This window comes from Streptomyces sp. NPDC088730, assembly GCF_044751215.1.
GTDB lineage: Bacteria > Actinomycetota > Actinomycetes > Streptomycetales > Streptomycetaceae > Streptomyces.
In genome coordinates this window covers 1-25,319 of the sequence record NZ_JBIVLK010000026.1, presented here as the reverse complement: position 1 = coordinate 25,319, position 25,319 = coordinate 1, and the positions used below count along the sequence as shown (strand labels likewise).

Genomic DNA, 25,319 nt, shown 5'->3' with positions numbered 1-25,319 from the left:
CTCCATGAGCCCGTTTCCCGGCTCCGCACCACGTACGGAGAACTGGCGCCATCTCCGGGTCACGACGTGCGACGGGGTCGCCACCGTCACCCTGGCCCGCCCCGAGAAGCTCAACGCGCTGACCTTCGGCGCCTACGCGGATCTGCGCGATCTGCTGGCCGAGCTGTCCAGGGAGCGTTCCGTGCGGGCCCTGGTGCTGGCCGGGGAGGGGCGCGGCTTCTGCTCCGGCGGGGACGTGGACGAGATCATCGGGGCCACCCTCGCGATGGACACCGCCCAGATCCTGGACTTCAACCGGATGACCGGCCAGGTGGTACGGGCGCTGCGCGAATGCCCGTTCCCGGTCGTCGCGGCGCTGCACGGGGTCGCCGCGGGCGCGGGCGCCGTCCTCGCGCTGGCCGCCGACTTCCGGATCGCGGACCCGACGGCCCGGTTCGCCTTCCTCTTCACCCGCGTCGGGCTCTCCGGCGGCGACATGGGCGCCGCCTACCTGCTGCCCAGGGTGGTCGGCCTCGGCCACGCCACCAGACTCCTGATGCTCGGCGACCCCGTCCGCGCACCCGAAGCCGAACGCATCGGGCTGATCAGCGAGCTGACCGAGGAGGGCCACGCCGACGAGCGGGCCGCAGAGCTCGCCCGCCGGCTCGCGGACGGCCCCGCGCTCGCCCTCGCCCAGACGAAGGCGCTGCTCACCGCCGAACTCGACATGCCGCTGGCCGCCGCCGTCGAGATGGACGCCGCCACCCAGGCCCTGCTGATGCACGGCGAGGACTACGCCGAGTTCCACGCCGCCTTCACCGAGAAGCGGCCGCCGAAGTGGCAAGGCCGGTGACAGCCTCCGGCACCGGGGACCCCGCGGGGCCGCACCGCATCGCCGTCATCGGCGGCGGCCCCGGCGGGCTCTACGCCGCGGCCCTGCTCAAGAGGCTCGGCCCCGAGCGCGAGATCACCCTCTGGGAGCGCAACGCCCCGGACGACACCTTCGGCTTCGGCGTCGTCCTCTCCGACGAGACGCTCGGCGGAATCGAGCACGCCGACCCCACGGTCCACCGTGCGCTCCAGAAGGAGTTCGTCCGGTGGGACGACATCGACATCGTCCACCGCGGCCACACCCAGACCTCCGGCGGTCACGGCTTCGCCGCGCTCGGCCGCCGCCGCCTCCTGGAGATCCTGCACGAACGCTGCGCCTCCCTCGGCGTGCGGCTCCGCTTCCGGACCGAGGCCCCGCCCGCCGCCGAACTCGCCGCCTCCCACGACCTGGTGATCGCCGCCGACGGAGTGCACAGTGCCACCCGCGAGGCCCACGCCGGCAGCTTCGGCCCCCGCGTCAGCGATCACCGCTGCCGCTACATCTGGCTCGCCGCCGACTTCGCCCTGGACGCCTTCCGCTTCGAGACGGCCGAGACCGCCTACGGCGTCATGCAACTGCACGGCTACCCGTTCTCCCCCGACGCCTCCACCGTCATCGTCGAGATGCGCGAGGAGGTCTGGCGGGCCGCCGGGTTCGACACCTGCGGAACGGCGGAGTCGATCCGGCACTGCGCCACGGTGTTCGCCGGCGCGCTCGGCGGCCGGCCGTTGCGCTCCAACAACTCCTCCTGGCTCACCTTCAGCACCGTCGTCAACGCCCACTGGTCGCACGGCAACACGGTCCTCATCGGCGACGCCGCCCACACCGCGCACTTCTCCATCGGCTCCGGCACCAAACTCGCCGTCGAGGACGCCCTCGCGCTCGCCGCCTGCATCGAGGAACAGCCCGGACTGCCCGAGGCCCTCGCCGCGTACGAGAGCGAGCGCCGCCCCGTCGTCGAATCGACCCAGCGGGCCGCGTCGGCCAGCCTGCGCTGGTTCGAGGAGCTGAGTACGTACGTCGACCAGCCGCCCCGCCAGTTCGCGTTCAACCTCCTCACCCGCAGCCGCCGCGTCACCCATGACAACCTGCGGCTGCGCGACTCCTCCTTCACCGCCGCCGTCGAGGAGGAGTTCGGCTGCCCGCCCGGCACCCCGCCGATGTTCACCCCGCTGCGGCTGCGCGGCCTCGAACTGCGCAACCGCGTCGTCGTGTCGCCCATGGACATGTACTCGGCGACCGACGGTGTGCCCGGCGACTTCCACCTCGTCCACCTGGGAGCGAGGGCGCTCGGCGGCGCCGGGCTCGTCATGACGGAGATGGTCTGCGTCAGCCCCGAGGGGCGCATCACCCCCGGCTGCACCGGCCTCTACACCGGGCAACAGGCCGCCGCCTGGCGCCGGATCACCGACTTCGTGCACACCGGATCACCCGGCACCGCCATCGGCGTCCAGCTCGGCCACTCCGGCCGCAAGGGCTCCACCAAGCTCATGTGGGACGGCATCGACCAGCCGCTCGACGCGGGCAACTGGCCCCTGGCGGCCGCCTCCCCGATCCCGTACGCCCCGGGGACCAGTCAGGTCCCGCAGGCCCTGGACCAGGCCGGTCTCGACACCGTGCGCGGGCAGTTCGCGGACGCCGCCCGCCGCGCCGACGCCTGCGGATTCGACCTGCTCGAACTGCACTGCGCCCACGGCTACCTGCTCTCCGGCTTCCTCTCGCCCCTCACCAACCGGCGCACCGACCGCTACGGCGGATCGCTGGAGAACCGGCTCCGCTTCCCGCTGGAGGTCTTCGACACGGTCCGGGAGCTGTGGCCGGACGACCGGCCGATGACCGTCCGGATCTCCGCCACGGACTGGGCCGAGGGCGGTACCACGGCCGAGGACGCCGTCGGGATAGCCCGCGCGTTCGTCGCGCACGGCGCCGACGCCATCGACGTCTCCACCGGGCAGGTCGTCCCCGGTGAGCGGCCCGAGTTCGGCCGCTCCTACCAGACCCCGTACGCCGACCGGATCCGCAACACCCTGTGCGTGCCGGTCATCGCGGTGGGCGCCATCTCCTCCTGGGACGACGTCAACTCCCTGCTGCTGGCGGGCCGCGCCGACCTCTGCGCCCTGGCCCGCCCCCACCTCTACGACCCGCACTGGACGCTGCACGCGGCGGCGGACCAGGAGTACGCCGGGCCCGGCGCGCCTTGGCCGCTCCCGTACCGCGCGGGCAGCCGCACCCCGCCGGGCGGCCGCACCGACGCACCGAAACCGCGGCTCACCCTGGGCTGAGCGGCGGGGAACGCCTTCGGGCCCGCCCGCGCCTCCTGCCCCCGGCTCCCCGTACCGCCGCCACCGGGCCACGTTCACCGCGACCTGCCGGAGCGGCTCGGCGGACTCAGCCGTCGTCGGACGCGACGCCGACCAGCATCCGGTCAGATAGGGCCCGGTAGCCGATCCGGGTGTACACGCCGTTGCTGACCGGGTTCGACAGGTCGGTGAAGAGCAGTACCTCGGCCGCGCCCGCCTCCCGGGAAGCGCGGCTGACCTCGGCGGTCACCGCCGCCGCGTAGCCGCGGCGACGGTGCTCGGGCGGGGTGTGGACCGGAGCGACGCGCACCGTGCCGGCGAGCCGGAGCGAGACGCCCGCCATCGACACGGGGACACCGCCGTCCTCCCAGAGCGTCAGCCTGCCCTCCGCCGTCCGCTCGTCCACCGCCCGCTCGTGACGTCCGGCCCCCTTGGCCGGCCCGCCGGTCTCGGCGCCGAACGCCGCGAACCAGCGCAGCAGCAGGTCCCGGTCGGCGGGGGTCGCGGCCCTCGCCCGGCCCTCGGGGGCGGGCGACGGCGGGACGAGTTCGCCCAGCCGGTAGAGCCGCTCCTCCCTGATGACACGGTGCGCCGGCCAGTGGGCCGCCACCGCCTCTGCGATGGCCCGGTCCGCGTTGACGCGGGTGAGCGGGAGGGCCGCCATCAGCGGGCCGACCGCCTGCGGGGCGAGTGTGTTCAGCGATGCCGGATGGGGCGGTGTGTGGACCAGGGTGCCCGCGACCTCGCCCCCGGGACCGCGCCACCAGCCCATGACCGGGGGATGCTCACCGAAGGCGTGCGGACCGTGGCGGCGAAGGGCCGCGGTGATGGTCAGCACCAGTGTGTTCTCGGCCGGCCGGGCCGCGAGCGAGGCGCCGGCCGCGTCGAGGAAGACGCCGACGTCGTCGGTGAAGGTCCATGTCATGCACACGCATTCTGCCGGGCGCGCCACCGCGGGCGCAGCCGCTTTCATCCGCGGACGAACTCCGCTCCGGCGTCCCGCAACCGCTCGTGCAACCGCCCGAACACCTCCGCCGATCTGGTGCCCGGCCACCCCCGCGGCAGCAGTTCCGGCGGCAGCCCCGGGTCCGCGTACGGCACCTGCCGCCAGGAGTCCAGCGCCAGCAGGTAGTCCCGGTAGGCCGCCTCCGGATCCGGCACCTCGTCCGGGCGGGAGTCCCAGGCCCGCAGCACGGGTTCGTGGCGCTCCAGGAAGCCGTGGTGGAGCCGGGCCACCGCCGCCAGGTCCCACCAGCGCGCCACCGACTCGCCGGTGGCGGCGAAGCCCAGGTGGTCGCCGCGGAACAGGTCGACGTACGGGGCGAGTCCGAGCCGCTCCAGGGTGTGCCGGGTCTCGTCGTACAGCCCCGCCGGGGCGATCCAGACGCCGGGGGCGGCGGTGCCGAAACCCAGCCGGGACAGCCGCGAGCGCAGCAGGTGCCGCTTGTCGCGCTCGGCCTCCGGTACGGAGAACACCGCGAGCACCCAGCCGTCGTCGAGCCGGGGGGCCGGATGCCGGTAGATGCGCCGGTCGCCGTCGTCGAGCAGCTGGCGGGCGTCGGCCGACAACGCGTATCCGGCTGCCCCGTCCGCCGTCCGGGCGGCGACGAGCAGTCCGCGCCGCTTCAGCCGGGAGACGGAGGACCGCACGGCCGGGGCCTCCACGCCGACGGCGCCGAGCAGCCGGACGATCCCGGCGACCGGCAGCGGGGCCTCGTCCGGGGTCCGGCCGTAGGCACCGTAGAGGGTGACGATCAGCGAGCGGGGTGCGTGCGGTTCGGCCATGCGATCATTCTCGGCCCGGCGCGGCGGGGCCTCCACCCCGGTCCTCCGTACGCAGCCGGAACCGCTGCAGTTTGCCCGTCGCGGTACGCGGCAGCGCGGGCAGGAAGGTGATGAGGCGGGGGCATTTGTGCGGTGCCAGTTCCGTCTTCATGAACGCGCGCAGCCCGTCGGCCGAGAGCGAGGAGCCCTCCCGCAGCACCACGTACGCCGCCACGATCCGGCCGCGCAGCTCGTCCTCACGTCCCACCACCGCGGCCTCGGCCACCTCCGGGTGGCGCAGCAGGGCGTCCTCGACCTCGGGGCCCGCGATGTTGTAGCCGGAGGAGATGATCATGTCGTCGGCGCGGGCCACGTAGCGGAAGTAGCCCTCGGCGTCACGCACATAGGTGTCGCCGGTGAGGTTCCAGCCGTGCCGTACGTAGTCCCGCTGCCGCTCGTCGGCGAGGTAGCGGCAGCCGACCGGTCCGCGTACGGCCAGCAGTCCCGGTTCGCCGTCCGGGACCTGCGTGCCGTCCCGGTCCACCACCCGGGCCTGCCAGCCGGGCACCGGGACGCCGGTGGTGCCGGGGCGGATCGCGTCGTCGGCCGCGGAGACGAAGATGTGCAGCAGCTCGGTGGCGCCGATGCCGTTGATGATGCGCAGCCCGGTCCGCTCGTGCCAGGCCCGCCAGGTGTCCGCGGGCAGGTTCTCACCCGCGGAGACACAGCGGCGCAGCGCGGAGAGGTCGTGCCCGTCGATCCCGTCCAGCATCACCCGGTAGGCGGTCGGCGCGGTGAACAGCACCGAGACGCGGTGGGCGGCGAGGGCCGGCAGCAGCAGCTTGGGGCCCGCCTGTTCGAGCAGCAGCGCGGAGGCGCCGGCCCGCAGCGGGAAGACCACCAGTCCGCCGAGCCCGAAGGTGAAGCCGAGCGGCGGGGAGCCGGCGAACACGTCCTCCGGCACCGGCCGCAGGACGTGCCGGGAGAAGGTGTCCGCGATGGCCAGCACATCGCGGTGCAGGTGCATGCAGCCCTTGGGGCGGCCGGTGGTGCCCGAGGTGAACGCGATCAGCGCGACGTCGTGGGACGCGGTGTCCACGGCCCGGTAGGGGCCCGGTCTCGCGGCGGCCAGCCGCAGCAGGTCGTCCGGCGCGTCACCGCCGTACGCGGTGATCCGCAGCCCCGGGACCTCCGCCCTTGCCAGGTCGTCGACCGAGCGGGTGTCGCACAGCGCGTGGCTGATCCGGGCGATCGAGCAGATCGTGGCCAGCTCGGAGGCCCGCTGCTGGGCCAGTACGGTGACGGCGACCGCGCCGGCCTTCAGGACCGCCAGCCAGCAGGCGGCGAGGCGGGGCGTGGTCGGGCCGCGCAGCAGGACCCGGTTGCCGGGGACGACCCCCAGGTCCGAGGTGAGGACATGGGCGATCCGGTCGACCAGTTCGCGCAGTTCTCCGTAACTCAGCACCGCGCCGTCCGGCGTACGGAAGGCGGCGCGGTCGGGTCCGAAGCGCTCGGCCGTACGGTCCAGGAGTTCGGCGGCGCAGTTCAGCCGGTCCGGGTAGTGCAGCTCGGGCAGGTCGAAGACCAGCTGTGGCCACTGGTCCTCGGGTGGCAGGTGGTCCCTGGCAAAACTGTCGATGTGCGCTGAGGTCTTCGGGTCCATGACGGATCGCCCCCTTGTCGCCTCTGGAGCGTATCGTTTGGGTGACGGTAGTCAACGGTCCGCGATAAAACTGACTACGGGGCAAGGCACGAAGGAACGCCACCGGGTAAGGAACGGCGCCGCGCGAGAGCGGCACCGGTAGAACCGCACCGCGTACAGCTTCCGACGGGACTCCGACAAGAGAGGCGCCGGTATGACGGCATTCTCGCTCGATCCGGCCCAGGCCGCCTGGTGCGAGGAACTGCGCACCCTCGCGGAGCGGCGGCTGCGCCCGCTCGCGGAGAAGGGCGGGCCCGGCCGGGTGAACCGTCCGCTGGTCGCCGCCCTCGGTGAGCTGGGGCTGCTCGACCGGCTGCTGGGCTCCGGCGCCCTGGACCTCTGCCTGTTGCGTGAGTCCCTCGCCCGGGGCTGCACGGAGGCCGAGACCGCGCTCGCGCTCCAGGGCCTCGGCGCCTGCCCCGTGGTCCAGGCGGGCACGGCCGCCCAGCGGGAACGCTGGCTGCCGGAGGTCCGGGCGGGCCGCGCCGTCGCCGCGTTCGCGCTCAGCGAGCCGGGGGCGGGCTCCGACGCGGCGGCCCTGGCGCTCGACGCCGCGCCCGCGCCGGACGGCTGGCGGCTGACCGGCGAGAAGTGCTGGATCTCGAACGCGCCCGAGGCCGACTTCTACACCGTGTTCGCCCGTACGACGCAGGGCGCCGGAGCCCGCGGCGTCACCGCGTTCCTGGTCCCGGCCGACCGTCCGGGGCTGACCGGCACCCCCCTCGACATGCTCTCGCCGCACCCGATCGGGGCCCTCGGCTTCGACGGCGTACCGGTCGGCAGGGACGACGTGCTGGGCGAGCCGGACCGGGGCTTCCGGGTCGCCATGAACACCCTCAACCTGTTCCGGCCGAGCGTCGGAGCCTTCGCCGTCGGCATGGCCGCGGCCGCGCTCGACGCCACCGTGGAGCACACCGCGACCCGCACCGCGTTCGGGGGCCCGCTCGCGGACCTCCAGGCCGTCTCCCACCAGGTCGCCGAGATGGCCACCCGCACCGAGGCCGCCCGGCTGCTGGTCTACGCGGCCGCCGCCGCGTACGACGCGGGGGAGCCGGGCGTCCCGCGCCGTGCCGCCATGGCGAAGCTGTTCGCGACCGAGACCGCGCAGTACGTCGTGGACACGGCCGTCCAGCTGCACGGCGCCCGCGCCCTGCGCCGCGGCCACCTGCTCGAACACCTCTACCGGGAGGTCCGCGCCCCGCGGATCTACGAGGGCGCCAGCGAGGTGCAGCGCACGATCATCGCCAAGGAGCTGTACGCGAACCGGGAGCCGTCCGCATGAGCCCGATCCACCGCATCAACCCCGCCGAACTCTCGCCGCCCGCGGGCTTCTCGCACGCGGTCACCGCCACCGGGAGCCAACTGGTCTTCCTGGCCGGACAGACCGCGCTCGACCAGCGTGGCGACATCGTCGGGACCACCCTGCCCGAGCAGTTCACCGCGGCGCTCACCAACCTGCTCGCCGCCCTGCGAGCGGCGGGCGGCGCCCCGGCGGACCTGGCCCGGGTCACGGTGTACGCCACCGACGTGGCCGACTACCGGGCGAACGCCGCGGAACTGGGCCGGATCTGGCGGCGGCTGGCCGGCCGCGACTACCCCGCGATGGCGGTGATCGGGGCGGCGCGGCTCTGGGACGAGCAGGCACTCGTCGAGATCGACGGCACAGCGGTACTGCCGTGACCGGGTCACGCGGTCCGAACCGTGCTGCCCTGGCCGGGCCGCGCGGTCCGAACCGTGCTGCCCTGACCGGGTCACGCGGTCCGGACCCCGCGTCGTGGGGCTGTCGTCGAACTGCCGACTGCCGACTGCCGACTGCCGACTGCCGACTGCCGCGCTCCGGGCGACGACGGCAGTTCGGCGACGGGCCCCAGGAATCAGTACGGCTTCGCCAGCACGTGGGCCGCGCCCGGAATGCCGACCTTCAGCAGCTCGTCCTCCTCGGGCGTCGTCTCGCCGCCGGTCTCCTGCTTGAGCACGGCACGCGACATCGCCTGCACCCACATGGCACGGGGACGGCGGCGCTCCTCCCAGGCGTCGAGCGCGGCCGCGACGTCCGGCGTGGCGTCCAGCGACTGGGCGAGCACCAGCGCGTCCTCCACGGCCATCGCCGCGCCCTGCGCGATGTGCGGGGTGCTCGCGTGCGCGGCGTCACCGGCCAGCACGACCCGGCCGACGTGCCACGGCTCCTCGACGGTCACCTGGGAGATCCGCGAGTACACCACGTCCTCGGGTCCGGTGACCGAGGCGAGCGCCTCCGCGACCGGGCCGGAGAACATCGGCAGCCGCTCCTTGAGCTGCTCGTGGGCCCTTTCCGGGTCGGGCCGGAAGTCCTCGGACTCCGGGAACACCGTGCCCAGGTACATCAGGTCTTCGGTGATCGGGGTGAGCAGTGCCTTGGCCGCCTGGCCCGCGGTGCCCATCACCACACCCCGCACCCGCTCCTGACGGGGCATGGTGACACGCCAGTTGGCGAACCCCGTGTACTGCGGGGCGTAGCGGTCGCCGTACAGCCGGGTGCGCAGCGGCGAGCCGATGCCGTCGAAGCCGACGACCAGGTCCCAGCGGCCGGCCGCGCCGTCGGACAGGGTGACGTCCACGCCCTGGCCGTCGTCCGTGAGCTCCGCGATGGTGGTGCCGAAGCGGATCGTGGCGCCGGCCGCCTGGGCGGCGTTGCCGAGCACCTGCGCCAGCGCGGGGCGGGGTATGCCGTTGTTGGACGGCGCGTCGTCCATCCGGGGCTGCGGAATCTCCGCCAGGGTGTTCCCGGCCGGGTCCGCGATGGTCAGGACCTCCCACTCGAAGCCCGCCTTCAGGCAGTCGTCGAGCACCCCGATCTCCCGCATGACGTGGAGCGCGTTGGACGGCTGGATGATGCCGACGCCGAGTGCGTCGAGCTCGTCGCGGAGCTCGACGACCTCGACGATGTGGCCGCGCCGGGCCAGGGCGGTGGCGAGCGTCAGCCCGCCGATGCCGCCGCCGTGTACCAGGACGCGCAGGGGTGTTGCCATATCGGGTCTCCAGAGAGGGAGTCAACAGGAATCAGCGGGTCCGGCCGGAGCCGGGGGGAGCGTCAGCCGGCCGCGACCGGCAGGCTCATCAGGTGTTCGACCAGGGCCAGCAGCACGTCCCGGCCGAACGTTCGTTCACGCACGTCACCGACGAGCAGGGGGACATGGGGATCGAGGTCGAGCGCGGCCCGCACCTCGTCCGCGGTGCGGGTGTTGTGGCCGTGGAAGCAGTTGATCGCCACCACGAACGGGATGTCCCGGCTCTCGAAGAAGTCGATCGAGGCGAAACTGGTCTCCAGCCGGCGGGTGTCGGCGATCACGACGCCACCGAGCGCGCCGTTCACCAGGTCGTTCCACATGAACCAGAAGCGCTCCTGGCCCGGTGTGCCGAAGAGGTAGACGACCAGTTCGGGACTGACCGTGATCCGGCCGAAGTCCAGTGCCACGGTGGTCGTGTCCTTCTGGCCGACACCGGCCAGATCGTCGACGCCGATGCTGGCCTTGGTCAGGAACTCCTCGGTACGCAGGGGCGCGACCTCACTGACGGCGCCCACCAGGGTGGTCTTGCCGACGCCGAAGCCGCCGGCGATCAGTATCTTGACGGCGGCCGGGGCCGCCTGACTGCTTGTCATCTTTACTCAGAGTCTCCGGAGTCCGTCGCGAACAGCGGCCAGCACGCCCATGTCCGCACCGCCGGCCGCCCGTGCCACCGAGAGCGGGGCGCGGGCGAGCAACAGGCCGTGCGACACCAGGTCCGCCAGCAGGATCTTGGTCACCGAGACCGGGAGGTTGAGGTCGGCCGACACCTCGGCGACCGCCGCGGGACGCAGGCAGCGCTCCAGGATCATCCGGTGCTCGGGCTGGAGCCGGCCGGGCCGGGCCACCGCGCCGTGTTCGTCCCGCGGGTCGTGTGCGGTCGTCAGCACGGTGATGAGGGTGAAGTCGTCCCGCTCGGGAGCGGTCCGGCCACGGGTGATGGTGTACGGGCGCACCATGGTGCCCGCTCCGTCCTCCTCCTCGTCCTCCCAGTGCGGGGTCACGCGTGCGGCCCGTCCCCGCTGCCGAAGGCGTTGAACTCACCGCGCACCGGAGTGCTGAGCTTCTGGCCGACCTGCTGGACGAGGTTGTGCATGGCCAGCGACATGATCTCGGCGTCCACCTCCTGGGAGGCGACGACGGCCAGGTGCGTGCCCTGGGCGGCCGAGATGATGAAGAGCCACAGGTCCGACAGCTCGACGATCACCTGGTGCACGCCGCCGCCGTTGAAGAGCTGCCCCACGCCCCGGGCCAGGCTCTGCTGGCCGGTGCAGATGGCGGCCAGCCGCTCCGCGTCCGCGCGCTCGACGGTGCGTGAATGGCTCACCACCAGGCCGTCGTCGGACAGCAGTACGGCGTTGAGGGTCTCGGCCACCGAGTCCACGAGGCCGTCGAGCAGCCAGTCGAGGTCCTGATGAGTGGCAGTTGTGCGTGTCATGACCGTTCTTCTCTCGTGGGGAGGTGGGCGGGCGGGCCGGGATCCGTCGGCGGCTCGTCGGTCGCGCGGGCGGCGCGGGACCGGCGCTGGAAGGCCCCGATCGCGGCTCCGGCCCTTCGGGGCGCAGGCTGCCGGACCGGGTTCCCGTCCCGGCTCCGCGGCGTCGGCCCGGCGGACGGGTCGATCCGCAGCTCGTCCGCGAGGCTGGCCTGCCGTACCCGGCGCGGCAACGGGGGTTCCGCGGCCGGTGCGGCGGGCAGCGCGGGCCGGCCGGTCCCGTCGCCCGGGGCCGTGGCGGACGACGGCGGTGCCGGATGGTCGGGCTCGGCCATCGGCAGCCGTCCGGGATGCCCTGCGGCCGGGTCCGGCCGCAGGGGGCCGGGGACCGGGAACACGTCCCGGTCCCCGGTGACGCCCGTGGGATACGGGCCCGGGTACGGCTGCTGCGGAGTCATGTACGGCTCCTCCGGCGTCGGGTACGGCTGGTGCGGTACGGGGTACTGGCCCTCGGCCTTCATGTACGGCTGCTCGGCCCGGTCGTACGGGCCCTGGCGGGAGCCGTCGTACGGGGACACCGGCCCGGCGGAACCGTACGGAGACGGTCCGGGGGCGGGAGCGGGAGCGGTGTACGGCGGGTACGGGTGCTCACGTCCGTCGGACGATCTGTCGAACGGGCTGTCGGACGATCCGCTGAAGGAGTCGCTGTCCGGCGATGCGTTGAAGGAGCTGTTGAACGGGTCGTCCGGCGGGGCGTCCGCGATCCCGTCGGCAGGTCCGCCCGGAGCGCCTTCCGCCGGGTCGCCGGCGGGCGTGCGCCGCGGCTGCTGCCCGTCCCGGTCCGGGAAGGGCTCGGCCGCCACGCTGTACGGGGCCGCCGCGTCGAACGGTGCGCCGGAGGCGTGCAGCGCGGTGACCCCGGCGAGGGCCTGGCCGCGGCCCCGGCTGGGCAGCGCCTCCGCGTTGCCGGTCGCGGCGGGGGCCGGGGGCGCGGGGGGCTGGGCGGCCTCGGGGGACGGTACGCCCACCGGGCCGGTGCGCGGCTCGTTGACCGTGAGCGCGTCCGGGACGAGCACGACGACGCGGGTGCCGCCGAAGGCCGAGGGGCGGAACTCCACCCGCAGGCCGTGCTGGTCGGCCAGGCGCGCGATCACGTACAGGCCGAGCCGGATGTCGTCGGAGTGCGCCAGTACGTCCATCCTGGGCGGACGGCTCATCAGTTCGTTGGCGTGGGCCAGCTGCTCCTCGTCCATGCCGAGGCCGCGGTCCTCGACCTCGATGGCCAGTCCCCGGCTCACCCGGGCGGCCCTGACCTCGACCGGGCTCGGCGGCCTGGAGAAGCTGAGGGCGTTCTCGATCAGTTCGGCGAGTACGTGGGAGACCGGACCGACGGCCCGCTCCGTCAGCCACGGGGCGCCGTCCAGGTCCAGCACCACGCGCCGGTAGTCCTGCACCTCGCCCTGGGCGGAACGCATGACGTCGAGCAGCGGGACGGGCTTGCGCCAGCGCCGGTGCGGGGAGCCGCCGGCGAGGATCACCAGGTTCTCCTCGTAGCGGCGGAGCCGGGCGGTGAGGTGGTCGAGGTCGAAGAGGCCGTCCAGCACCTCGGGGTCCTCGTGCTTGCGCTCCAGCTCGTCCAGCTTCTTCAGCTGCTGGCCGATCAACTGCTGGGTGCGGCGCGCGATGCGCTGCAGCAGCCGCTCGAAGCCGCGGTGCTGGTCGGCCTGTTTGACGGCCGCCTGCACGGCGCTGGTGCGGGCCAGGTTGAGCGCGTTGCCCAGCTGCGTCAGCTCGTCGGACTTGCCGCTCCCGCTGTCCGGCGTGATGGCGCGGGCCTCGGCCTCGACGTCGATGCGCTCGCCCTTGGAGAGACGGTCGACCACATCGGGCAGCGTTCGCTCCAGCTCCTCGGCGCGCTCCTGGAGCCCGCCGATCCGGCGGCGCAGGTTACGGGTGAGCCGCCAGGTGAACCAGATGACCGCGATGACCGCGAGGAGACCGACCACGGTCGTCAGGACGACCCTGATCAGCAGCGAGATGACGCTGTCCTTGCCGTTCTCCACCACCATCGCGGTGCGGTGCTCCATCAGCTTCTTCAGCTGGGGCGTCAGCTCGTCCATCGCGCCGCGCCAGGTCTGCTCCTTGGCGCCGAGGCCGACGTATCCGGCACTGTCCGGATCGGCGGGGCGCAGCACCTGCGTCTCCACCTGGGTCTTGGTCTTCCAGGCGGGCCCGGCGGCGATCTCGTCCCACATCGCCTTCTCGTCCGGCGGAAGGTAGGGGGCGACCTTGGAGGAGTACTGGAACTGCTGGGCGGAGACGGACTGCCGGACCTCCTGGAGCTCGGCCGTGCTGAGCTTGCCGTCGGGCCAGCCACGGGCCAGCAGGGCGTCCGTCCGGGAGATCATCTCCTTGCCCCAGAACAGGTCGACCAGCGGCTGCGAGAGCGTGGTGATCTTTCCGTTGTCCACATGGCTGAGCGCGGTGAACAGCTGCAGGTCGACGGTGATCAGATCCGTGTAGTAGCGGTACACGGCCTTCTGCTGGTCACCGTCGCCCTCGTCGACGAGGGTCCGCTGGGCGGGGAGTTGGGTGATCGACTGGCGAGCCTGGGCGACCGCGTCGCGCACCTCGCGGGGCGCGTCGCCGGTGTCGATGTCGGAGAGGGACTGGAAGCTGGTGATCGCTTCGTCGGTCAGCTTGCGCTGCTTGCTCAGCGCGTCGGTGGCTCCTCCGCGGCGGGCCAGAGCCTCGGCGCTCAGCCGACGCTCCTCCTGCAGGTTGTAGTACACGATGTTGGACGGCTGGCCGGCCTTCTGGGCCAACTGCCCCTGGGCTGCCTGGGTCTGGAAGTCGAGCAGAGTCTGACCACTGGTGACGGCCCAGAGGGCGGCCAGTGCGACACCGGGGACGATGGCCAGTACGAGCAGGGCTGTCCGCAGCGACATGGTGGTCGAGTCGCTCCGCCGAGACGCGCGCGTGCGCAGGGCATGCTCCTTGGCGATGATGCCAGCCTCACGACTGGTCAAATCCGTTTAGAACTTCGACAGACAGATATTAGCCACACTGTAAAAATGAAAAGTAAGCGGCCTCACATGTGCAACACCGAACAATCACATGGTCACCATCTGCGCGCGGAGCCTGCGGCCGATCTGAGTGCGCACGGGTGGGCGCGGCGCGCCGTACGGGTGAAGCCGGTCCGGGGATATATCTGTATTTAGTGCCCTTTGCCCGTTCCGCAACACCCTGCGGCGGACCGACCCGCGGAGCCGTATGACCGCGCTCATCGTCTGCCACTTCGTCCTGGCCGCGTGCGCCCACCCGCTGGTCCGGCGACTGGGCACGCGCGCGTTCGTGGTACTGGCCCTGCCGCCGGCCGCCACCACCTGCTGGGCCCTCGCCCAGTGGGACACCACCGCCTCCGGCGCCTCGGTCACCTGGTCGTGGCACTGGATCCCGGACTACGACGTCGTCCTCGGCCTGCGCCTCGACGCGCTGGCCGAACTGATGGTGCTGCTCGCGGCCGGTGTCGGCACGCTCGTCCTGCTCTACTGCGCCTCGTACTTCACCGACGGCACTCCGCAACTGGCCGGATTCGCCGGGAACCTGCTCGCCTTCGCCGGGGCGATGCTCGCCCTCGTGCTGGCCGACGACCTGATCTCGCTCTACGTGTTCTGGGAGCTGACGACGGTCTTCTCCTACCTGCTGATCGGCTACAACAGCGAGCACCGGCACAGCCGCAGATCCGCGCTCCAGGCGCTCACCGTCACCACCTTCGGCGGCCTCGCCATGCTGGTCGGCTTCCTGATCATCGGTCAGGCGGCGGACACCTACCGGATCTCCGCGATCCTCGCGGACCCGCCCCGCACGAGCGTCGCCGTCTCGGTGGCCGTGGTGCTGATCCTGTGCGGAGCGCTCTCCAAGTCCGCGATCTGGCCGTTCAGCCTCTGGCTCCCCAACGCCATGGCCGCGCCCACCCCGGTCAGCGCCTACCTGCACGCCGCCGCCATGGTCAAGGCCGGTGTCTACCTGGTCGCCCGACTGGCACCCGGATTCGCCGATGTCCCCGTGTGGCGGCCCGTCGTGATGGTCCTCGGCGCCGCGACCATGCTGCTCGGCGGCTGGCGGGCGCTGCGGCTCAACGACCTCAAGCTCGTCCTCGCCTACGGCACCGTCAGCCAGCTCGGCTTCCTCACCCTGCTCGCCGGGATCGGCAACCGTGACGCGGCACTGGCCGCCGCCGTCATGATCCTCGGCCACGCCCTGTTCAAGGCGCCGCTGTTCCTCGTCACCGGCATCGTCGACCACGCGGCCGGCACCCGGGACCTGCGCAGACTCTCCGGCGTCGGACGGGCGCTGCCGCACGTCTGCGCCGTCGCCGTGATCGCCGCCGCGTCCATGGCCGCGCTGCCCCCGCTGCTGGGCTTCGCCGCGAAGGAGGCGGCCTTCGAAGCGCTGCTGCACGGCGACACCGCGGACCGCTGGGCGCTGGGCATCGCCGTCGCCGGGTCGATGCTGACCGTCGCGTACACCGTCCGGTTCGTCTGGGGCGCCTTCCTGCGCAAGCCGGGGGTCACCGACACCCCGGTCCACCGGGTCGGCCCGTTCTTCCTCGCCCCGCCCGCACTGCTCGCCGCCTGCGGACTGGTGCTCGGCCCCGGAGTCGGGTGGACCGACCGCCTGCTGAGCGCCTACGCGGACACCTTCCCGGCCCCCGTGCACCCCTACCACCTCGCGCTCTGGCACGGGTTCGGCACCGCGCTGCTGCTCTCCGCCGTCGCCGTCGTGGGCGGCGCCGCGCTCTTCGCGTGGCGCGGCGAGGTCACCCGGCTCTCCCGGCGGATCGCCTGGCCGACCGCCGACAACGTCTTCGGGTACCTGCTGCTCGGCCTGGAGCGGCTCTCCCTCCAGATCACCGGCTTCGTCCAGCGCGGCTCGCTCTCCGTCTACCTCGCCACCACGCTGCTCGTGATGCTCGGCGGGCAGCTGGCCGTGCTCGGCGTGGACCGCCCCTGGCGGGGGGCCGCCGCGCCCCGGCTCTGGGACGCACCGCTGCAAGGCGCGGTCGCCGTGCTGACCTGCGCGGCGGCCCTGCTCTGCCTCACCGTCAGACGCCGCATGAAGGCCGTGGTGCTCGCCGGACTCACCGGGTACGGGACCGCGTTGCTCTTCGTCGTCCAGGGCGGGCCGGACCTGGCGCTCACGCAGTTCTGCGTGGAGACCGTCTCCATGATCGTGTTCGTACTGGTGCTGCGCCGGATGCCGGTGCACTTCCAGGAGTCGGTCAGCAGCTGGCGCCGTGCCGTGCGCATCCCGGTGGCACTGGCCGCGGCCGCCACCCTGAGCGTGGCCGTCTGGGTCGCGGCGGCCGCGCGCACCGCGAGTCCGGCGGGCGCCGCCATGGTCGAGGAGACCGCCCACCACGGCCTCAAGGACGTGGTGGCCACCATCCTGGTCGACCTGCGGGCCTGGGACACGATGGGGGAGTCCGCCGTGCTCGCCGCCGCCGCGATCGGTGTGACGAGCCTGATCTATCTGCACCGCCGGGCCGAGGGGGCCGCGGCGCCCCCGGAGCGGGAGGGGCACACCGCCTGGTCGGTGAGCGCGCCCCGGCTGTCGGGGCTGCCGCACGGCGACGAGGGGGCGCCGGAGCGCGGCTGGCTGGCGGCCGGCGCCACGCTCGCGCCCGAGCACCGCTCCGTCGTCTTCGAGGTGGTGGCCCGGCTGCTGTTCCACCCGATCCTGGTGCTCTCGGTGTATCTGCTGTTCTGTGCGGAGAACATGCCGGGCGGCGGCTTCGTCGCCGGACTGGTCGCCGGAGTCGCCCTGATCGTCCGCTACCTGGCGGGCGGCCGCTTCGAACTGGCCGAGGCCGCCCCGCTGCAGCCGGGACTCTTCACCGGCCTCGGCCTCTTCCTCTCCACCGGGGTCGCCCTGCTGGGCCTCGCCGACGGCACGGTCCTGCACGCCTGGACGTATGACGGACACCTGCCGCTGATCGGCGCCTACCACTTCGGTACGCCGGTGGTCTTCGACTTCGGTGTCTATCTCCTGGTGCTGGGCGTGGTGCTGGACATCGTCCGGGCCCTCGGCGCGAAGGTCGACCGGCAGATCGAGCGGGCCGCCGCCCAGGAGGCGGCGGCCCGAGCGGCCGGACCGGCGTCCGGGACGGGAGGCGCGGGATGACCGTCAGCGCCTCGCTCCTCGCGACCGCCGCGGTCCTGTGCGCGGTCGGCGGCGCCCTCATGCTCACCCGGCCGCTCACCCGGATCCTGCTGGGCGCGGTCATCGCGGGCAACGGCATCAACCTGCTCGTGCTGTCCGCCACCGGAACGGCCGGCCGCGAACCCCTGCTCTACGGCGTCGCGTTGGCCAAGGTCACCGATCCACTGCCCCAGGCCATCGCCCTCACCGCCATCGTCATCACGCTCGCCACCACCGCGTTCCTCCTGGCCATGGCCTACCGCAGCCACCAGCTGACCGGTACGGACGAGGTCCACGACGACCTGGAGGACCGGCGCATCGTGCTGCGTGCCGAGGTACTGGGGGAGCGCGACGAACTGCGCGAGCGCTACCGGGCGGAGTCCGTCCGCACCGACGAGGAGCGCCGCCGCTACCGCGCGGAGCGCCGCCGGCTGAGAGCCAGGCTGCGCGCCGACCGGGCCCTCCAGGCCCGCGGCCGGGACGCGTCCGGCGATCTGTGGCACGACGTCCTGGGCGCGGATCCGGAGCACTACGCGGCCACGGCCGACGGCGAAGGCCCCGCCCCCGGCAACCCGCCCGGCGCCCCCGCCCCCGACGGCCCGAACCGGCCCGACGAACCGAACCGAGGAGACACCGGGTGAACGCACTCGTCCCGCTGCCGGTGCTGCTGCCGCTCTGCGCCACCGGACTGAGCCTCGCCTTCGGCACCCGGCTCAAGCAGTTCCAGCGCTTCATCAGCGTCGCCGTGCTCACCGCCGTACTGGGCCTCTCCGTCACCCTGATGATCGACGCGGACATCGAAGGGCCGCTCACCGTGCACCTGGGCGACTTCGCGCCGCCGCTCGGCATCACGCTGGTCGCGGACCGGCTCTCCGGGCTGATGCTGACGGTCTCCTCCGCCGTCACCCTCTGCGTCCTCGTCTACTCCCTCGGCCAGGGCATGGCCGACCGGGACGAGGAGACACCCGTGGCGGTCTTCCACCCCGCCTACCTGATCCTGGTCGCCGGGGTCTCCTGCACCTTCCTCGCCGGCGACCTGGTCAACCTCTACGTCGGCTTCGAGATCATGCTGGTCGCCAGCTTCGTGCTGCTCACGCTCGGCGGCACCGGCCCCCGGGTCCGCGCGGGCTCCACCTACGTGATCATCTCGCTGTTCTCCTCGATGCTCTTCCTCACCGCCATCGCGATGACGTACGCGGCCACCGGAACCGCCAACTTCGCCCAGCTGGCCGGGCGTCTGGCCGCCCTCCCGCTGGGTGTCCAGACCCTGATCCAGGCGATGCTGCTGACCGTCTTCGCCATCAAGGCCGCCGTCTTCCCGCTCGCCGCCTGGCTCCCCGACTCCTACCCGACCGCCCCCGCCCCGGTCACCGCCGTCTTCGCCGGACTGCTCACCAAGGTCGGCGTCTACTGCATGCTGCGTACCGAGACCCTGCTCTTCCCCGGCAACCGGCTCGGAGACCTGCTGATGGCGGCGGCCCTCGCCTCGATGGCCGTCGGCATCCTGGGGGCCGTCGCCCAGACCGACCTGAAGCGGCTGCTCTCCTTCACCCTGATCAGCCACATCGGCTACATGATCTTCGGCATCGGCCTCGCCACCCGGCAGGCGTACGGCGGTGCGATCGTCTACGTCGTCCACCACATCACCGTGCAGACCACGCTGTTCCTGGTGGCGGGGCTGATCGAACGGCGCGGCGGCACCACCGAACTCACCCGGCTCGGCGGCATCGCCAAGGCCGCGCCGCTGCTGGCCGTCCTCTTCTTCGTACCCGCGATGAACCTGGCCGGAATCCCGCCGCTGTCCGGATTCATCGGCAAACTCGGACTCATGCGCGCCGGTGTCGCCGACGGCGGTGTCTGGGCCTGGATCCTCGTCATCGGCTCGACGGCGACCAGCCTGCTCACGCTGTACGTGATGGCGAAGGTGTGGAACCTGGCGTTCTGGCGGGCCGCGCCCCCCGGGCAGGCGCTGGACGGCACGGTCCTGGAGTCCGACGAGGAGGACGACAGCGACGCCGACGAGGGCCCGGACCGGATGCCCGGCACCGGCGACGAAGGGGTACGGATCCGCCACCAGCCGGCCGGGCGGGCGGTGGCGGCCACCCTGCACGGCCACGCCGTCACCACGACGAAGAAGCTGCCGAAACCGATGACCTTGGCCACCGCGGCGACGGTCGCGCTCGGGCTCGCCTTCACCGTGTTCGCCGGTCCGCTGACCTCGTACACTGACCGCTCCGCCGCCGAACTGCTGGCACGTTCCCCCTATATCGAGGCGGTGCTCGGACGGTGAGACGACTCATCAGATTCTCCTACCGGAACAAGGACCTGCCGCCGTTCAGCTGCGAGTTCCGAGGCCGCCGCCGGCGCGTGCTCGACCTGCCGCTGCTCGCCTGGCTCACCGTCATCTGGGTGCTGCTCTGGTCCAGCCTGCACTGGGCCAACGTGCTGACCGGAGTGGTGGTCGCGGTCGCGGTCTGCCTGGCCTTCCCGCTCCCGCAGGTCGACCTCGGGCTCCGGCTGCACCCCTGGGGCATCCTGCGGCTGGCCGGCTTCCTGCTCTACGACATGTACACCTCCGGTGTGAAGGTCACCCGGCAGATCTTCGCCGGCCGTCCGCACCGGGCCGCCGTGATCGCCGTACCACTGCGCTGCCGCTCGGACCTGATGCTCACGGCGACCGCCGTCGCGATGTCCAACGTGCCCGGCGGCTCCGTCGTCGAGGTGCGCCGCGCCACGGCCACCGTCTTCCTGCACGTCCTGGACGCGGACCGGCCCGCCGAACTGGACGCGGCCCGGCGCTCGGTATGGCGCATGGAGGAGCTGACGGTCCGGGCCTTCGGCACCCGCGACGAGATCGCCCGCGTCTCGGGCCCGCCACCGACGGCACCGCACACCGGCGAGCGGCCGGAAGACCGGGGGGAGGACGCGTGAGCGTTCCGGAAGCCGTGGACCGTGGGCTGCTCATCGCGGCCGTCGTCGTGATCGTCATCGCCGGAGCGGGCCTGCTGACCCGCATCTGGCGGGGCCCCTCCATGCTGGACCGGGCGATCTCGCTGGACGTCTGCGCGGCCCTGATCATCGCCGGGCTGGGCGCCAAGTCGGCCTTCGCCCGCGACCCGTTCTACTTCCCGGTCATGCTGGTGCTGGCCTTCCTCGGCTTCACCGGCTCGGTCGGCATCGCGCGCTTCATCGCCGTACGCGACCGGCCGCCTGCCCGGCCGCGCGACGACGGTCCCGAGCGGCCGGACGAGGAGACACCATGAGCGTCTGGCTCCAGATCACCGACACGGCCGGCGCGGTGCTGGTCTTCCTCGGCGCGGCCATCTGCCTGCTGGGCGTGATCGGCATGCTCAAGCTGCCGGACGTCCTTTCCCGCAGCCACGCGGCCACCAAGCCGCAGTCCCTCGGCATGCTGATCGTGCTGGCCGGGGTCGCGCTCCGGCTGCGCAGCGGCATGGACCTGGCGACCCTGGCGCTGATCGGCTTCTTCCAGCTGATGACCGGCCCGGTCGCCGCACACCTGGTCGCGCGCTCCGCCTACCGGACCGGTCAGATCGACCACGGTGAGCTGCTCTTCGACGAACTGGACGAGCAGCTGACGCAGGAGAGCTGACCGGTCCGGACCGGACGGTGCGGACCGGTGGATCAGGTCTTCCTGGAACCGCGGATGTTGGAGAGGCCCAAGCCGGTGTCGTGGCCGCGTGCCCGGTCGGCCAGCGCGTCGTCCATCACCTCGGCGAGGAGCGCGAGCGCGTCGAGCACCTTCGTCCGGTCCTCGCCGAGGCCGGACAGCAGCTGTGCCTCGATGCTGAGCTGGCGCGGGAAGAGCTGGTCGATGGCCTGCTTGCCCGACTCCGTGATGGTCACGAGCGCGGCGCGCCGGTCGGCGGGGTTCTGGGTGCGTTCGATGTGGCCGCGCTTCTCCAGCTTGGCCAGCGTCTTGCTGACCCCGGCCCGCGACATCCCCATGTTGTCGGCCAGCCGGCGGGCGATGGCCGGTTCGGTGGCCCAGCGCAACGGAATGAGCAGGTCCGCCTCCGGTGCGGTGAGCGGGGCGCCCTCGTAGAGCGGTTCGAGCGCACGGTCGAACAGTCCGGACACCTGCTTGACCAGCGCCACGACCTCCATGGCGGAGACGTCCAGGCCGGGGTTGTGGCCGACCCATTGATCGCGGACACCATCGGGATGGGACTGCACCAGCACTCCTTTGTTAACCAGTGAACCATCGGTTACCTTTCTCTCATGCTATCGCCCTTCCCCGCCTCCGACGAGGCGGCGTCCTCTGCTGCCGGGTCCCAGTCCGCGTCCCAGCCCGCGTCCGGTCCGCCGGTCTCGCCCAAGCAGGTCTCCGCCCTGGTCGCGGTCCTCGGGGCGCTCACCGCCGTGGCCCCGCTGGCCACCGACATGTACGTGCCCGGCTTCCCCTCCATGGGGGCCGCGCTGCACGCGAGCAGCTCGGCCGTCCAGCTCACCCTGACCGCGTTCCTGGCCGGTCTGGTGGTGGGCCAGCTCGTGATCGGCCCGCTGAGCGACGGATGGGGCAGGCGCCGGCTCCTGCTGTCCGGGGTCGCGGGCTTCGTCCTCCTGTCGCTGCTCTGCGCCGTCGCGCCGAACGTGGAACTGCTCACCGCCGCCCGCTTCCTCCAGGGCGTCGCGGGCGCGGCCGGGATGGTGCTGGCCCGAGCGGTGATCACCGACTGCTTCCGGGGCGCGGACGTCCCGCGCTACTTCGCGCTGCTCTCCCAGATCATCGGCATCGCCCCGATCGCCGCCCCGGTCATCGGCGGCGCCGTCCTGTCGCTGTCGACCTGGCGCGCGGTGTTCGTCGTCCTCGCCGTGATCGGCGCACTGCTCCTGGCCGCGGTGTTCGGCAAGGTCCCCGAGACCCTGCCCCCCGGGCGCAGGCACGGCGGAGGCCTCGGCGGCACTCTGCGCACGATGGGAGGCCTGCTCACCCACCGGGCCTTCATGGGGTACGTGCTGGTGCTCGGCTTCACCTCTGCGGCGCTGTTCGCCTACATCAGCGGCTCCAGCTTCGTCTTCGAGAACGTGCACGGCGTCTCGGCCACGGTGTACTCGCTGATCTTCGCTTCGAACGCGGTGGGCATGCTCATCGCCGGAGCCACGTTCGCACGGCTCTCCCGCCGGGTCCGGATGAACACGCTGCTGATCGCCGGGCTCCTGGTCTCAGGCGTCGGCGCGGTGGCCCTGCTCGTGGTCCCGGCCCTGGCGGGCGAGAGCCTGGCGGCCACCTGGAGCTGTCTCTTCGTCACCATGGCCGGCATCGGTCTGGTCTTCCCGGCCACCATGAGCATCGGCCAGACCCTGGGACGGGCGGCCCCCGGCGCGGCCTCGGCACTGCTCGGCGGCCTCCAGTTCCTGTTCGGCGCGCTCGCCTCGCCGCTCGTCGGCGTCCTCGGCGAGGACAGCGCGACGCCCATGGCCGTCATCCTGCTCACCGCGCTGGCCCTGGCGGGCCTCGCCCTGGTCCTGCTCGCCCGGCCGTGGCTGGGACACGGCGAGGTCGCTTCCGGGGACAGCCGCTGACAGCGGCACCGCGGAACGCCCACCGGCGGGGAATCCGCTGCCGCCGGCCCCGGCCGAGTATCCTCTGCGCGCATCACTGACGACGGCGTGAGGGGAAGTCCGTGGACGAGAACCGTATGAGGGCACGGGAGTCGGGCATCCCGCTGAGCGGTGAACCGGGCCGGTGGAACGCGATCACGGACGTGCCGGGTGTCGAGGTCGGCTACGTCACCCTCTGCGAGGGCGACGACGTGCGTACCGGAGTCACCGCGCTGCTGCCGCGCGGCCGGGACGGTGTGGGGCTGCCCTGCGCGGCCGGCTGGCACTCGTTCAACGGCAACGGAGAGATGACCGGCACCGCCTGGATCGAGGAGAGCGGCTCCCTCGCCGTGCCGGTCCTCATCACCAACACCTACGCGGTGGGCCCGGTCCACCGCGGCGTGGTCGAGTGGGTGCGCGCCAACTGCGGCGGTATGGCACCGGAATGGCTGCTGCCCGTGGTCACCGAGACCTGGGACGGTCACCTCAACGACATCCACGGCACGGCGGTGCGGTCCCGCCACGCGGCGGCCGCCATCGACGCGGCCGCTTCCGGTCCGGTCGCGGAGGGCTGTGTCGGAGGCGGTACGGGGATGCGCTGCTACGGCTTCAAGGGCGGCTCCGGGACCGCGTCGCGCGTGGTGGAGTACGGGGACGACCGCTACACCGTCGGCGCGTTCGTCCAGGCCAACTTCGGTGCCCGGCGCGAACTCGTGGTGGCCGGTGTGCCGGTGGGCCTCGAACTGCCGGACCGCCCCGGGCCGGCCCCGGACGGTGTACGCCAGGTACCGCCCGGCGCCGGCTCGGTGATCGTGGTGGTGGCGACGGACGCGCCCCTGCTGCCGGGGCAGTGCAAGGCGCTGGCCCGACGCGTCACCCTGGGCCTCGCCCGTACCGGCACCACCGGCAGCCACTTCTCCGGGGACATCTTCCTGGCCTTCTCCACCGCCAACGAGTCCGCGCTGAACAGCACGTTCCCCTCCGATGACGACAGCGCCCCGTACGAGTCGATGCGGTTCGTGCCGTGGGGCCGGATGGACCCCTTCTACGGCGCGGTCGTCGAGTCGGTGGAGGAGGCGGTGCTCAATGTGCTGACCGGTGCCCACTCGATGACCGGCCGTGCGGGGCACCACGTCGAGGCGCTGCCGCTGGACAGGCTGTCCGAACTCCTGGCCGCCCGCGGGGTGCCGGCGCCCTGAGGGCTCACCGGCTCAGGTGCCGGATTGCTGTGGAGCGTGCGTGGGAGTCGTGAGAGTTCGCGCGAGGTTCCCGGGACCCGGTGACGGGGGCGGAAGACTCGGGGGGACCGTCCGGCGCTCCCGAACAGGTCCGTGGCGCCGGCCCATGCGAGGGGAGACCGATCAACGATGCTCACTCCGGTACGCAGCAGAGCACGGACCGCCGCGCTCGCGCTCTCGGCCGTCGCGGCCCTCGCCTTCGGTACGACCGCGACGGCCGGCGCGGCGGCGGCGCCCCTTCCCGCTCCGGCTCCCGCCAAGCAGGGACCGGCCTCGGTGGCGTACGTCGAGGTGAACAACAACAGCATGCTCAACGTCGGCAAGTACACCCTCGCCGACGGCGGCAACGTCTTCGACGTCGCCGTGGTCTTCGCCGCGAACATCAACTACGACACCGGCACGAAGGCGGCGTACCTGCACTTCAACGAGAACGTGCAACGCGTCCTCGACAACGCTGCCACCGAGATACGGCCCTTGCAGGAGAAGGGCATCAAGGTCGTCCTCTCGGTGCTCGGCAACCACGAGGGCGCGGGTTTCGCCAACTTCCCCGACCAGCAGGCGGCTTCGGCCTTCGCGACGGAACTGTCGGACACCGTGGCCGAGTACGGCCTCGACGGCATCGACTTCGACGACGAGTACGCCGACTACGGCAACAACGGCACCGGTCAGCCCAACGACAGCTCGTTCGTACAGCTGGTGACGGCCCTGCGCACGGACATGCCGGACAAGATCATCAGCCTCTACAACATCGGCCCGGCCGCCTCGCGGCTCACCTACGGCGGCGTGGACGTCTCGTCGGCGTTCGACTACGCCTGGAACCCGTACTACGGCAGCTGGCAGGTCCCCGGCATCGCGCTGCCCAAGTCGAAGCTGTCGCCGGCGGCGGTCGAGATCGGCGGTACCCCGCAGAACACGGCCGCCGACCTCGCCCGCCGTACCGTCAGTGAGGGGTACGGCGTCTACCTGACGTACAACCTCGACGGCGCCGACCGCAGTGCCGACGTCTCCGCGTTCACCAGGGAGCTGTACGGCAGCGACGCCCGCTACACGCCGTAGGGCGACCGGACGTCCTGCCCGCGTACCCCTTCGGGACCGCGGTCTCCCGAAGCAGGCGACCCGTACCGGCCGTGGCCCCCGCCGCGCTGCCGGGGGGCCCGCCCGGACGGGGCGGCCTCCCCCGGGCCGCGCCCCACCCCCCGCCGACACGGGCCCGGCCC

At 72.6% G+C, this 25,319-nt stretch carries 22 protein-coding genes; 13 read left to right on the top strand and 9 right to left on the bottom strand.

Annotation, left to right across the window (positions count from 1 at the left end):
• Nucleotides 1-4: 4 nt before the first annotated feature.
• Together ACIP89_RS36435 and ACIP89_RS36430 are read left to right on the top strand one after the other, a co-directional pair.
• Nucleotides 5-832, top strand: coding sequence for an enoyl-CoA hydratase family protein (locus ACIP89_RS36435; protein WP_401929448.1), 828 nt, complete (start codon nucleotides 5-7; stop codon nucleotides 830-832).
• The gene (locus ACIP89_RS36430; RefSeq protein ID WP_402118748.1) at nucleotides 829-3,132 is read left to right on the top strand and encodes a bifunctional salicylyl-CoA 5-hydroxylase/oxidoreductase; all 2,304 of its coding nucleotides are present in this window, start codon (nucleotides 829-831) and stop codon (nucleotides 3,130-3,132) included. The genes ACIP89_RS36435 and ACIP89_RS36430 overlap by 4 nt, the downstream gene beginning before the upstream one ends.
• A gap of 106 nt (nucleotides 3,133-3,238) precedes the next feature.
• Here the strand turns inward: ACIP89_RS36430 and ACIP89_RS36425 are convergent, their stop codons facing one another.
• The 3 genes from ACIP89_RS36425 to ACIP89_RS36415 are packed head-to-tail and all read right to left on the bottom strand — an operon-like array spanning nucleotide 3,239 to nucleotide 6,577.
• A complete protein-coding gene (locus tag ACIP89_RS36425; RefSeq protein ID WP_401929445.1) occupies nucleotides 3,239-4,075 on the bottom strand; it encodes a GNAT family N-acetyltransferase in 837 nt (278 codons plus the stop codon).
• Nucleotides 4,076-4,119: 44 nt separating this feature from the next.
• Nucleotides 4,120-4,935 carry a PaaX family transcriptional regulator C-terminal domain-containing protein gene (locus tag ACIP89_RS36420; protein WP_401933671.1) on the bottom strand — a complete coding sequence of 272 codons (816 nt, stop codon included), beginning with the start codon at nucleotides 4,933-4,935 and terminating at the stop codon, nucleotides 4,120-4,122.
• Between the two features lie 4 nt (nucleotides 4,936-4,939).
• Nucleotides 4,940-6,577, bottom strand: a complete 1,638-nt coding sequence (locus tag ACIP89_RS36415; protein ID WP_402118745.1) for an AMP-binding protein — start codon at nucleotides 6,575-6,577, stop codon at nucleotides 4,940-4,942.
• A gap of 193 nt (nucleotides 6,578-6,770) precedes the next feature.
• Between ACIP89_RS36415 and ACIP89_RS36410 the strand changes: the two genes are divergently transcribed.
• Together ACIP89_RS36410 and ACIP89_RS36405 are read left to right on the top strand one after the other, a co-directional pair.
• Nucleotides 6,771-7,898, top strand: a complete 1,128-nt coding sequence (locus ACIP89_RS36410) for an acyl-CoA dehydrogenase family protein (RefSeq protein WP_402118743.1) — start codon at nucleotides 6,771-6,773, stop codon at nucleotides 7,896-7,898.
• Nucleotides 7,895-8,296 (top strand): RidA family protein, encoded by a 402-nt coding sequence (locus tag ACIP89_RS36405; protein ID WP_401929438.1) that lies wholly within the window; start codon nucleotides 7,895-7,897, stop codon nucleotides 8,294-8,296. The genes ACIP89_RS36410 and ACIP89_RS36405 overlap by 4 nt, the downstream gene beginning before the upstream one ends.
• Before the next feature lie 194 nt (nucleotides 8,297-8,490).
• Here the strand turns inward: ACIP89_RS36405 and ACIP89_RS36400 are convergent, their stop codons facing one another.
• The 5 genes from ACIP89_RS36400 to ACIP89_RS36380 all read right to left on the bottom strand — a co-directional run bounded on the left by ACIP89_RS36400 (nucleotide 8,491) and on the right by ACIP89_RS36380 (nucleotide 14,043).
• The gene (locus ACIP89_RS36400) at nucleotides 8,491-9,624 is read right to left on the bottom strand and encodes an FAD-dependent monooxygenase (protein WP_401929436.1); all 1,134 of its coding nucleotides are present in this window, start codon (nucleotides 9,622-9,624) and stop codon (nucleotides 8,491-8,493) included.
• 62 nt (nucleotides 9,625-9,686) lie between these two features.
• Entirely contained in the window at nucleotides 9,687-10,256 is a 570-nt protein-coding gene (locus ACIP89_RS36395) for a GTP-binding protein (protein WP_401929435.1), read from the bottom strand.
• Between the two features lie 6 nt (nucleotides 10,257-10,262).
• Entirely contained in the window at nucleotides 10,263-10,664 is a 402-nt protein-coding gene (locus ACIP89_RS36390) for a DUF742 domain-containing protein (RefSeq protein ID WP_401929433.1), read from the bottom strand.
• Complete coding sequence (locus ACIP89_RS36385; RefSeq protein WP_401929431.1) at nucleotides 10,661-11,098, bottom strand: roadblock/LC7 domain-containing protein; 438 nt, start codon at nucleotides 11,096-11,098, stop codon at nucleotides 10,661-10,663. The genes ACIP89_RS36390 and ACIP89_RS36385 overlap by 4 nt, the downstream gene beginning before the upstream one ends.
• Complete coding sequence (locus tag ACIP89_RS36380) at nucleotides 11,095-14,043, bottom strand: nitrate- and nitrite sensing domain-containing protein (protein ID WP_402118742.1); 2,949 nt, start codon at nucleotides 14,041-14,043, stop codon at nucleotides 11,095-11,097. The genes ACIP89_RS36385 and ACIP89_RS36380 overlap by 4 nt, the downstream gene beginning before the upstream one ends.
• Before the next feature lie 325 nt (nucleotides 14,044-14,368).
• Here ACIP89_RS36380 and ACIP89_RS36375 point away from each other — a divergent pair, with 325 nt between their 5' ends.
• Genes ACIP89_RS36375 through mnhG form a run of 6 tightly spaced genes read left to right on the top strand, consistent with a single transcriptional unit; the run spans nucleotide 14,369 to nucleotide 20,912 of the window.
• On the top strand, nucleotides 14,369-17,281 hold the full coding sequence (locus tag ACIP89_RS36375) for a Na+/H+ antiporter subunit A (RefSeq protein ID WP_402118739.1): 2,913 nt from the start codon (nucleotides 14,369-14,371) through the stop codon (nucleotides 17,279-17,281).
• Entirely contained in the window at nucleotides 17,278-17,940 is a 663-nt protein-coding gene (locus ACIP89_RS36370) for a Na(+)/H(+) antiporter subunit C (protein WP_401929426.1), read from the top strand. Before ACIP89_RS36375 ends, ACIP89_RS36370 begins: the two co-directional genes overlap by 4 nt.
• Nucleotides 17,937-19,589: a Na+/H+ antiporter subunit D gene (locus ACIP89_RS36365; RefSeq protein ID WP_402118737.1), complete on the top strand. Its 1,653-nt coding sequence runs from the start codon at nucleotides 17,937-17,939 to the stop codon at nucleotides 19,587-19,589. The genes ACIP89_RS36370 and ACIP89_RS36365 overlap by 4 nt, the downstream gene beginning before the upstream one ends.
• Nucleotides 19,586-20,230, top strand: coding sequence for a Na+/H+ antiporter subunit E (locus tag ACIP89_RS36360; RefSeq protein ID WP_401929423.1), 645 nt, complete (start codon nucleotides 19,586-19,588; stop codon nucleotides 20,228-20,230). Before ACIP89_RS36365 ends, ACIP89_RS36360 begins: the two co-directional genes overlap by 4 nt.
• Nucleotides 20,227-20,562 (top strand): monovalent cation/H+ antiporter complex subunit F, encoded by a 336-nt coding sequence (locus ACIP89_RS36355; protein WP_401929422.1) that lies wholly within the window; start codon nucleotides 20,227-20,229, stop codon nucleotides 20,560-20,562. Before ACIP89_RS36360 ends, ACIP89_RS36355 begins: the two co-directional genes overlap by 4 nt.
• Nucleotides 20,559-20,912, top strand: a complete 354-nt coding sequence (mnhG, locus tag ACIP89_RS36350; RefSeq protein WP_401929421.1) for a monovalent cation/H(+) antiporter subunit G — start codon at nucleotides 20,559-20,561, stop codon at nucleotides 20,910-20,912. The genes ACIP89_RS36355 and mnhG overlap by 4 nt, the downstream gene beginning before the upstream one ends.
• Before the next feature lie 32 nt (nucleotides 20,913-20,944).
• On the opposite strand, the gene ACIP89_RS36345 is transcribed toward mnhG, so the two are convergent.
• Nucleotides 20,945-21,496, bottom strand: coding sequence for a MarR family winged helix-turn-helix transcriptional regulator (locus ACIP89_RS36345; protein WP_401933648.1), 552 nt, complete (start codon nucleotides 21,494-21,496; stop codon nucleotides 20,945-20,947).
• A 45-nt stretch (nucleotides 21,497-21,541) separates the two neighbouring features.
• Between ACIP89_RS36345 and ACIP89_RS36340 the strand changes: the two genes are divergently transcribed.
• From ACIP89_RS36340 to ACIP89_RS36330, 3 genes are all read left to right on the top strand, one after another.
• On the top strand, nucleotides 21,542-22,846 hold the full coding sequence (locus ACIP89_RS36340; RefSeq protein ID WP_402118734.1) for a multidrug effflux MFS transporter: 1,305 nt from the start codon (nucleotides 21,542-21,544) through the stop codon (nucleotides 22,844-22,846).
• 116 nt (nucleotides 22,847-22,962) lie between these two features.
• Nucleotides 22,963-24,063, top strand: coding sequence for a P1 family peptidase (locus tag ACIP89_RS36335; RefSeq protein WP_402118772.1), 1,101 nt, complete (start codon nucleotides 22,963-22,965; stop codon nucleotides 24,061-24,063).
• Nucleotides 24,064-24,231: 168 nt separating this feature from the next.
• Nucleotides 24,232-25,158 carry an endo-beta-N-acetylglucosaminidase H gene (locus tag ACIP89_RS36330; protein WP_402118732.1) on the top strand — a complete coding sequence of 309 codons (927 nt, stop codon included), beginning with the start codon at nucleotides 24,232-24,234 and terminating at the stop codon, nucleotides 25,156-25,158.
• Nucleotides 25,159-25,319: the final 161 nt, after the last annotated feature.

What these genes read in the sequence shown, in the direction of transcription:
- ACIP89_RS36435 (WP_401929448.1), top strand. Translation starts at nt 5, where the DNA reads ATGAGCCCGTTTCCCGGCTCCGCACCACGTACGGAGAACTGGCGCCAT.
- ACIP89_RS36425 (WP_401929445.1), bottom strand. Translation starts at nt 4,075, where the DNA reads ATGACATGGACCTTCACCGACGACGTCGGCGTCTTCCTCGACGCGGCC.
- ACIP89_RS36420 (WP_401933671.1), bottom strand. Translation starts at nt 4,935, where the DNA reads ATGGCCGAACCGCACGCACCCCGCTCGCTGATCGTCACCCTCTACGGT.
- ACIP89_RS36415 (WP_402118745.1), bottom strand. Translation starts at nt 6,577, where the DNA reads ATGGACCCGAAGACCTCAGCGCACATCGACAGTTTTGCCAGGGACCAC.
- ACIP89_RS36410 (WP_402118743.1), top strand. Translation starts at nt 6,771, where the DNA reads ATGACGGCATTCTCGCTCGATCCGGCCCAGGCCGCCTGGTGCGAGGAA.
- ACIP89_RS36405 (WP_401929438.1), top strand. Translation starts at nt 7,895, where the DNA reads ATGAGCCCGATCCACCGCATCAACCCCGCCGAACTCTCGCCGCCCGCG.
- ACIP89_RS36400 (WP_401929436.1), bottom strand. Translation starts at nt 9,624, where the DNA reads ATGGCAACACCCCTGCGCGTCCTGGTACACGGCGGCGGCATCGGCGGG.
- ACIP89_RS36395 (WP_401929435.1), bottom strand. Translation starts at nt 10,256, where the DNA reads ATGACAAGCAGTCAGGCGGCCCCGGCCGCCGTCAAGATACTGATCGCC.
- ACIP89_RS36385 (WP_401929431.1), bottom strand. Translation starts at nt 11,098, where the DNA reads ATGACACGCACAACTGCCACTCATCAGGACCTCGACTGGCTGCTCGAC.
- ACIP89_RS36380 (WP_402118742.1), bottom strand. Translation starts at nt 14,043, where the DNA reads ATGTCGCTGCGGACAGCCCTGCTCGTACTGGCCATCGTCCCCGGTGTC.
- ACIP89_RS36375 (WP_402118739.1), top strand. Translation starts at nt 14,369, where the DNA reads ATGACCGCGCTCATCGTCTGCCACTTCGTCCTGGCCGCGTGCGCCCAC.
- ACIP89_RS36370 (WP_401929426.1), top strand. Translation starts at nt 17,278, where the DNA reads ATGACCGTCAGCGCCTCGCTCCTCGCGACCGCCGCGGTCCTGTGCGCG.
- mnhG (WP_401929421.1), top strand. Translation starts at nt 20,559, where the DNA reads ATGAGCGTCTGGCTCCAGATCACCGACACGGCCGGCGCGGTGCTGGTC.
- ACIP89_RS36340 (WP_402118734.1), top strand. Translation starts at nt 21,542, where the DNA reads ATGCTATCGCCCTTCCCCGCCTCCGACGAGGCGGCGTCCTCTGCTGCC.
- ACIP89_RS36335 (WP_402118772.1), top strand. Translation starts at nt 22,963, where the DNA reads ATGAGGGCACGGGAGTCGGGCATCCCGCTGAGCGGTGAACCGGGCCGG.
- ACIP89_RS36330 (WP_402118732.1), top strand. Translation starts at nt 24,232, where the DNA reads ATGCTCACTCCGGTACGCAGCAGAGCACGGACCGCCGCGCTCGCGCTC.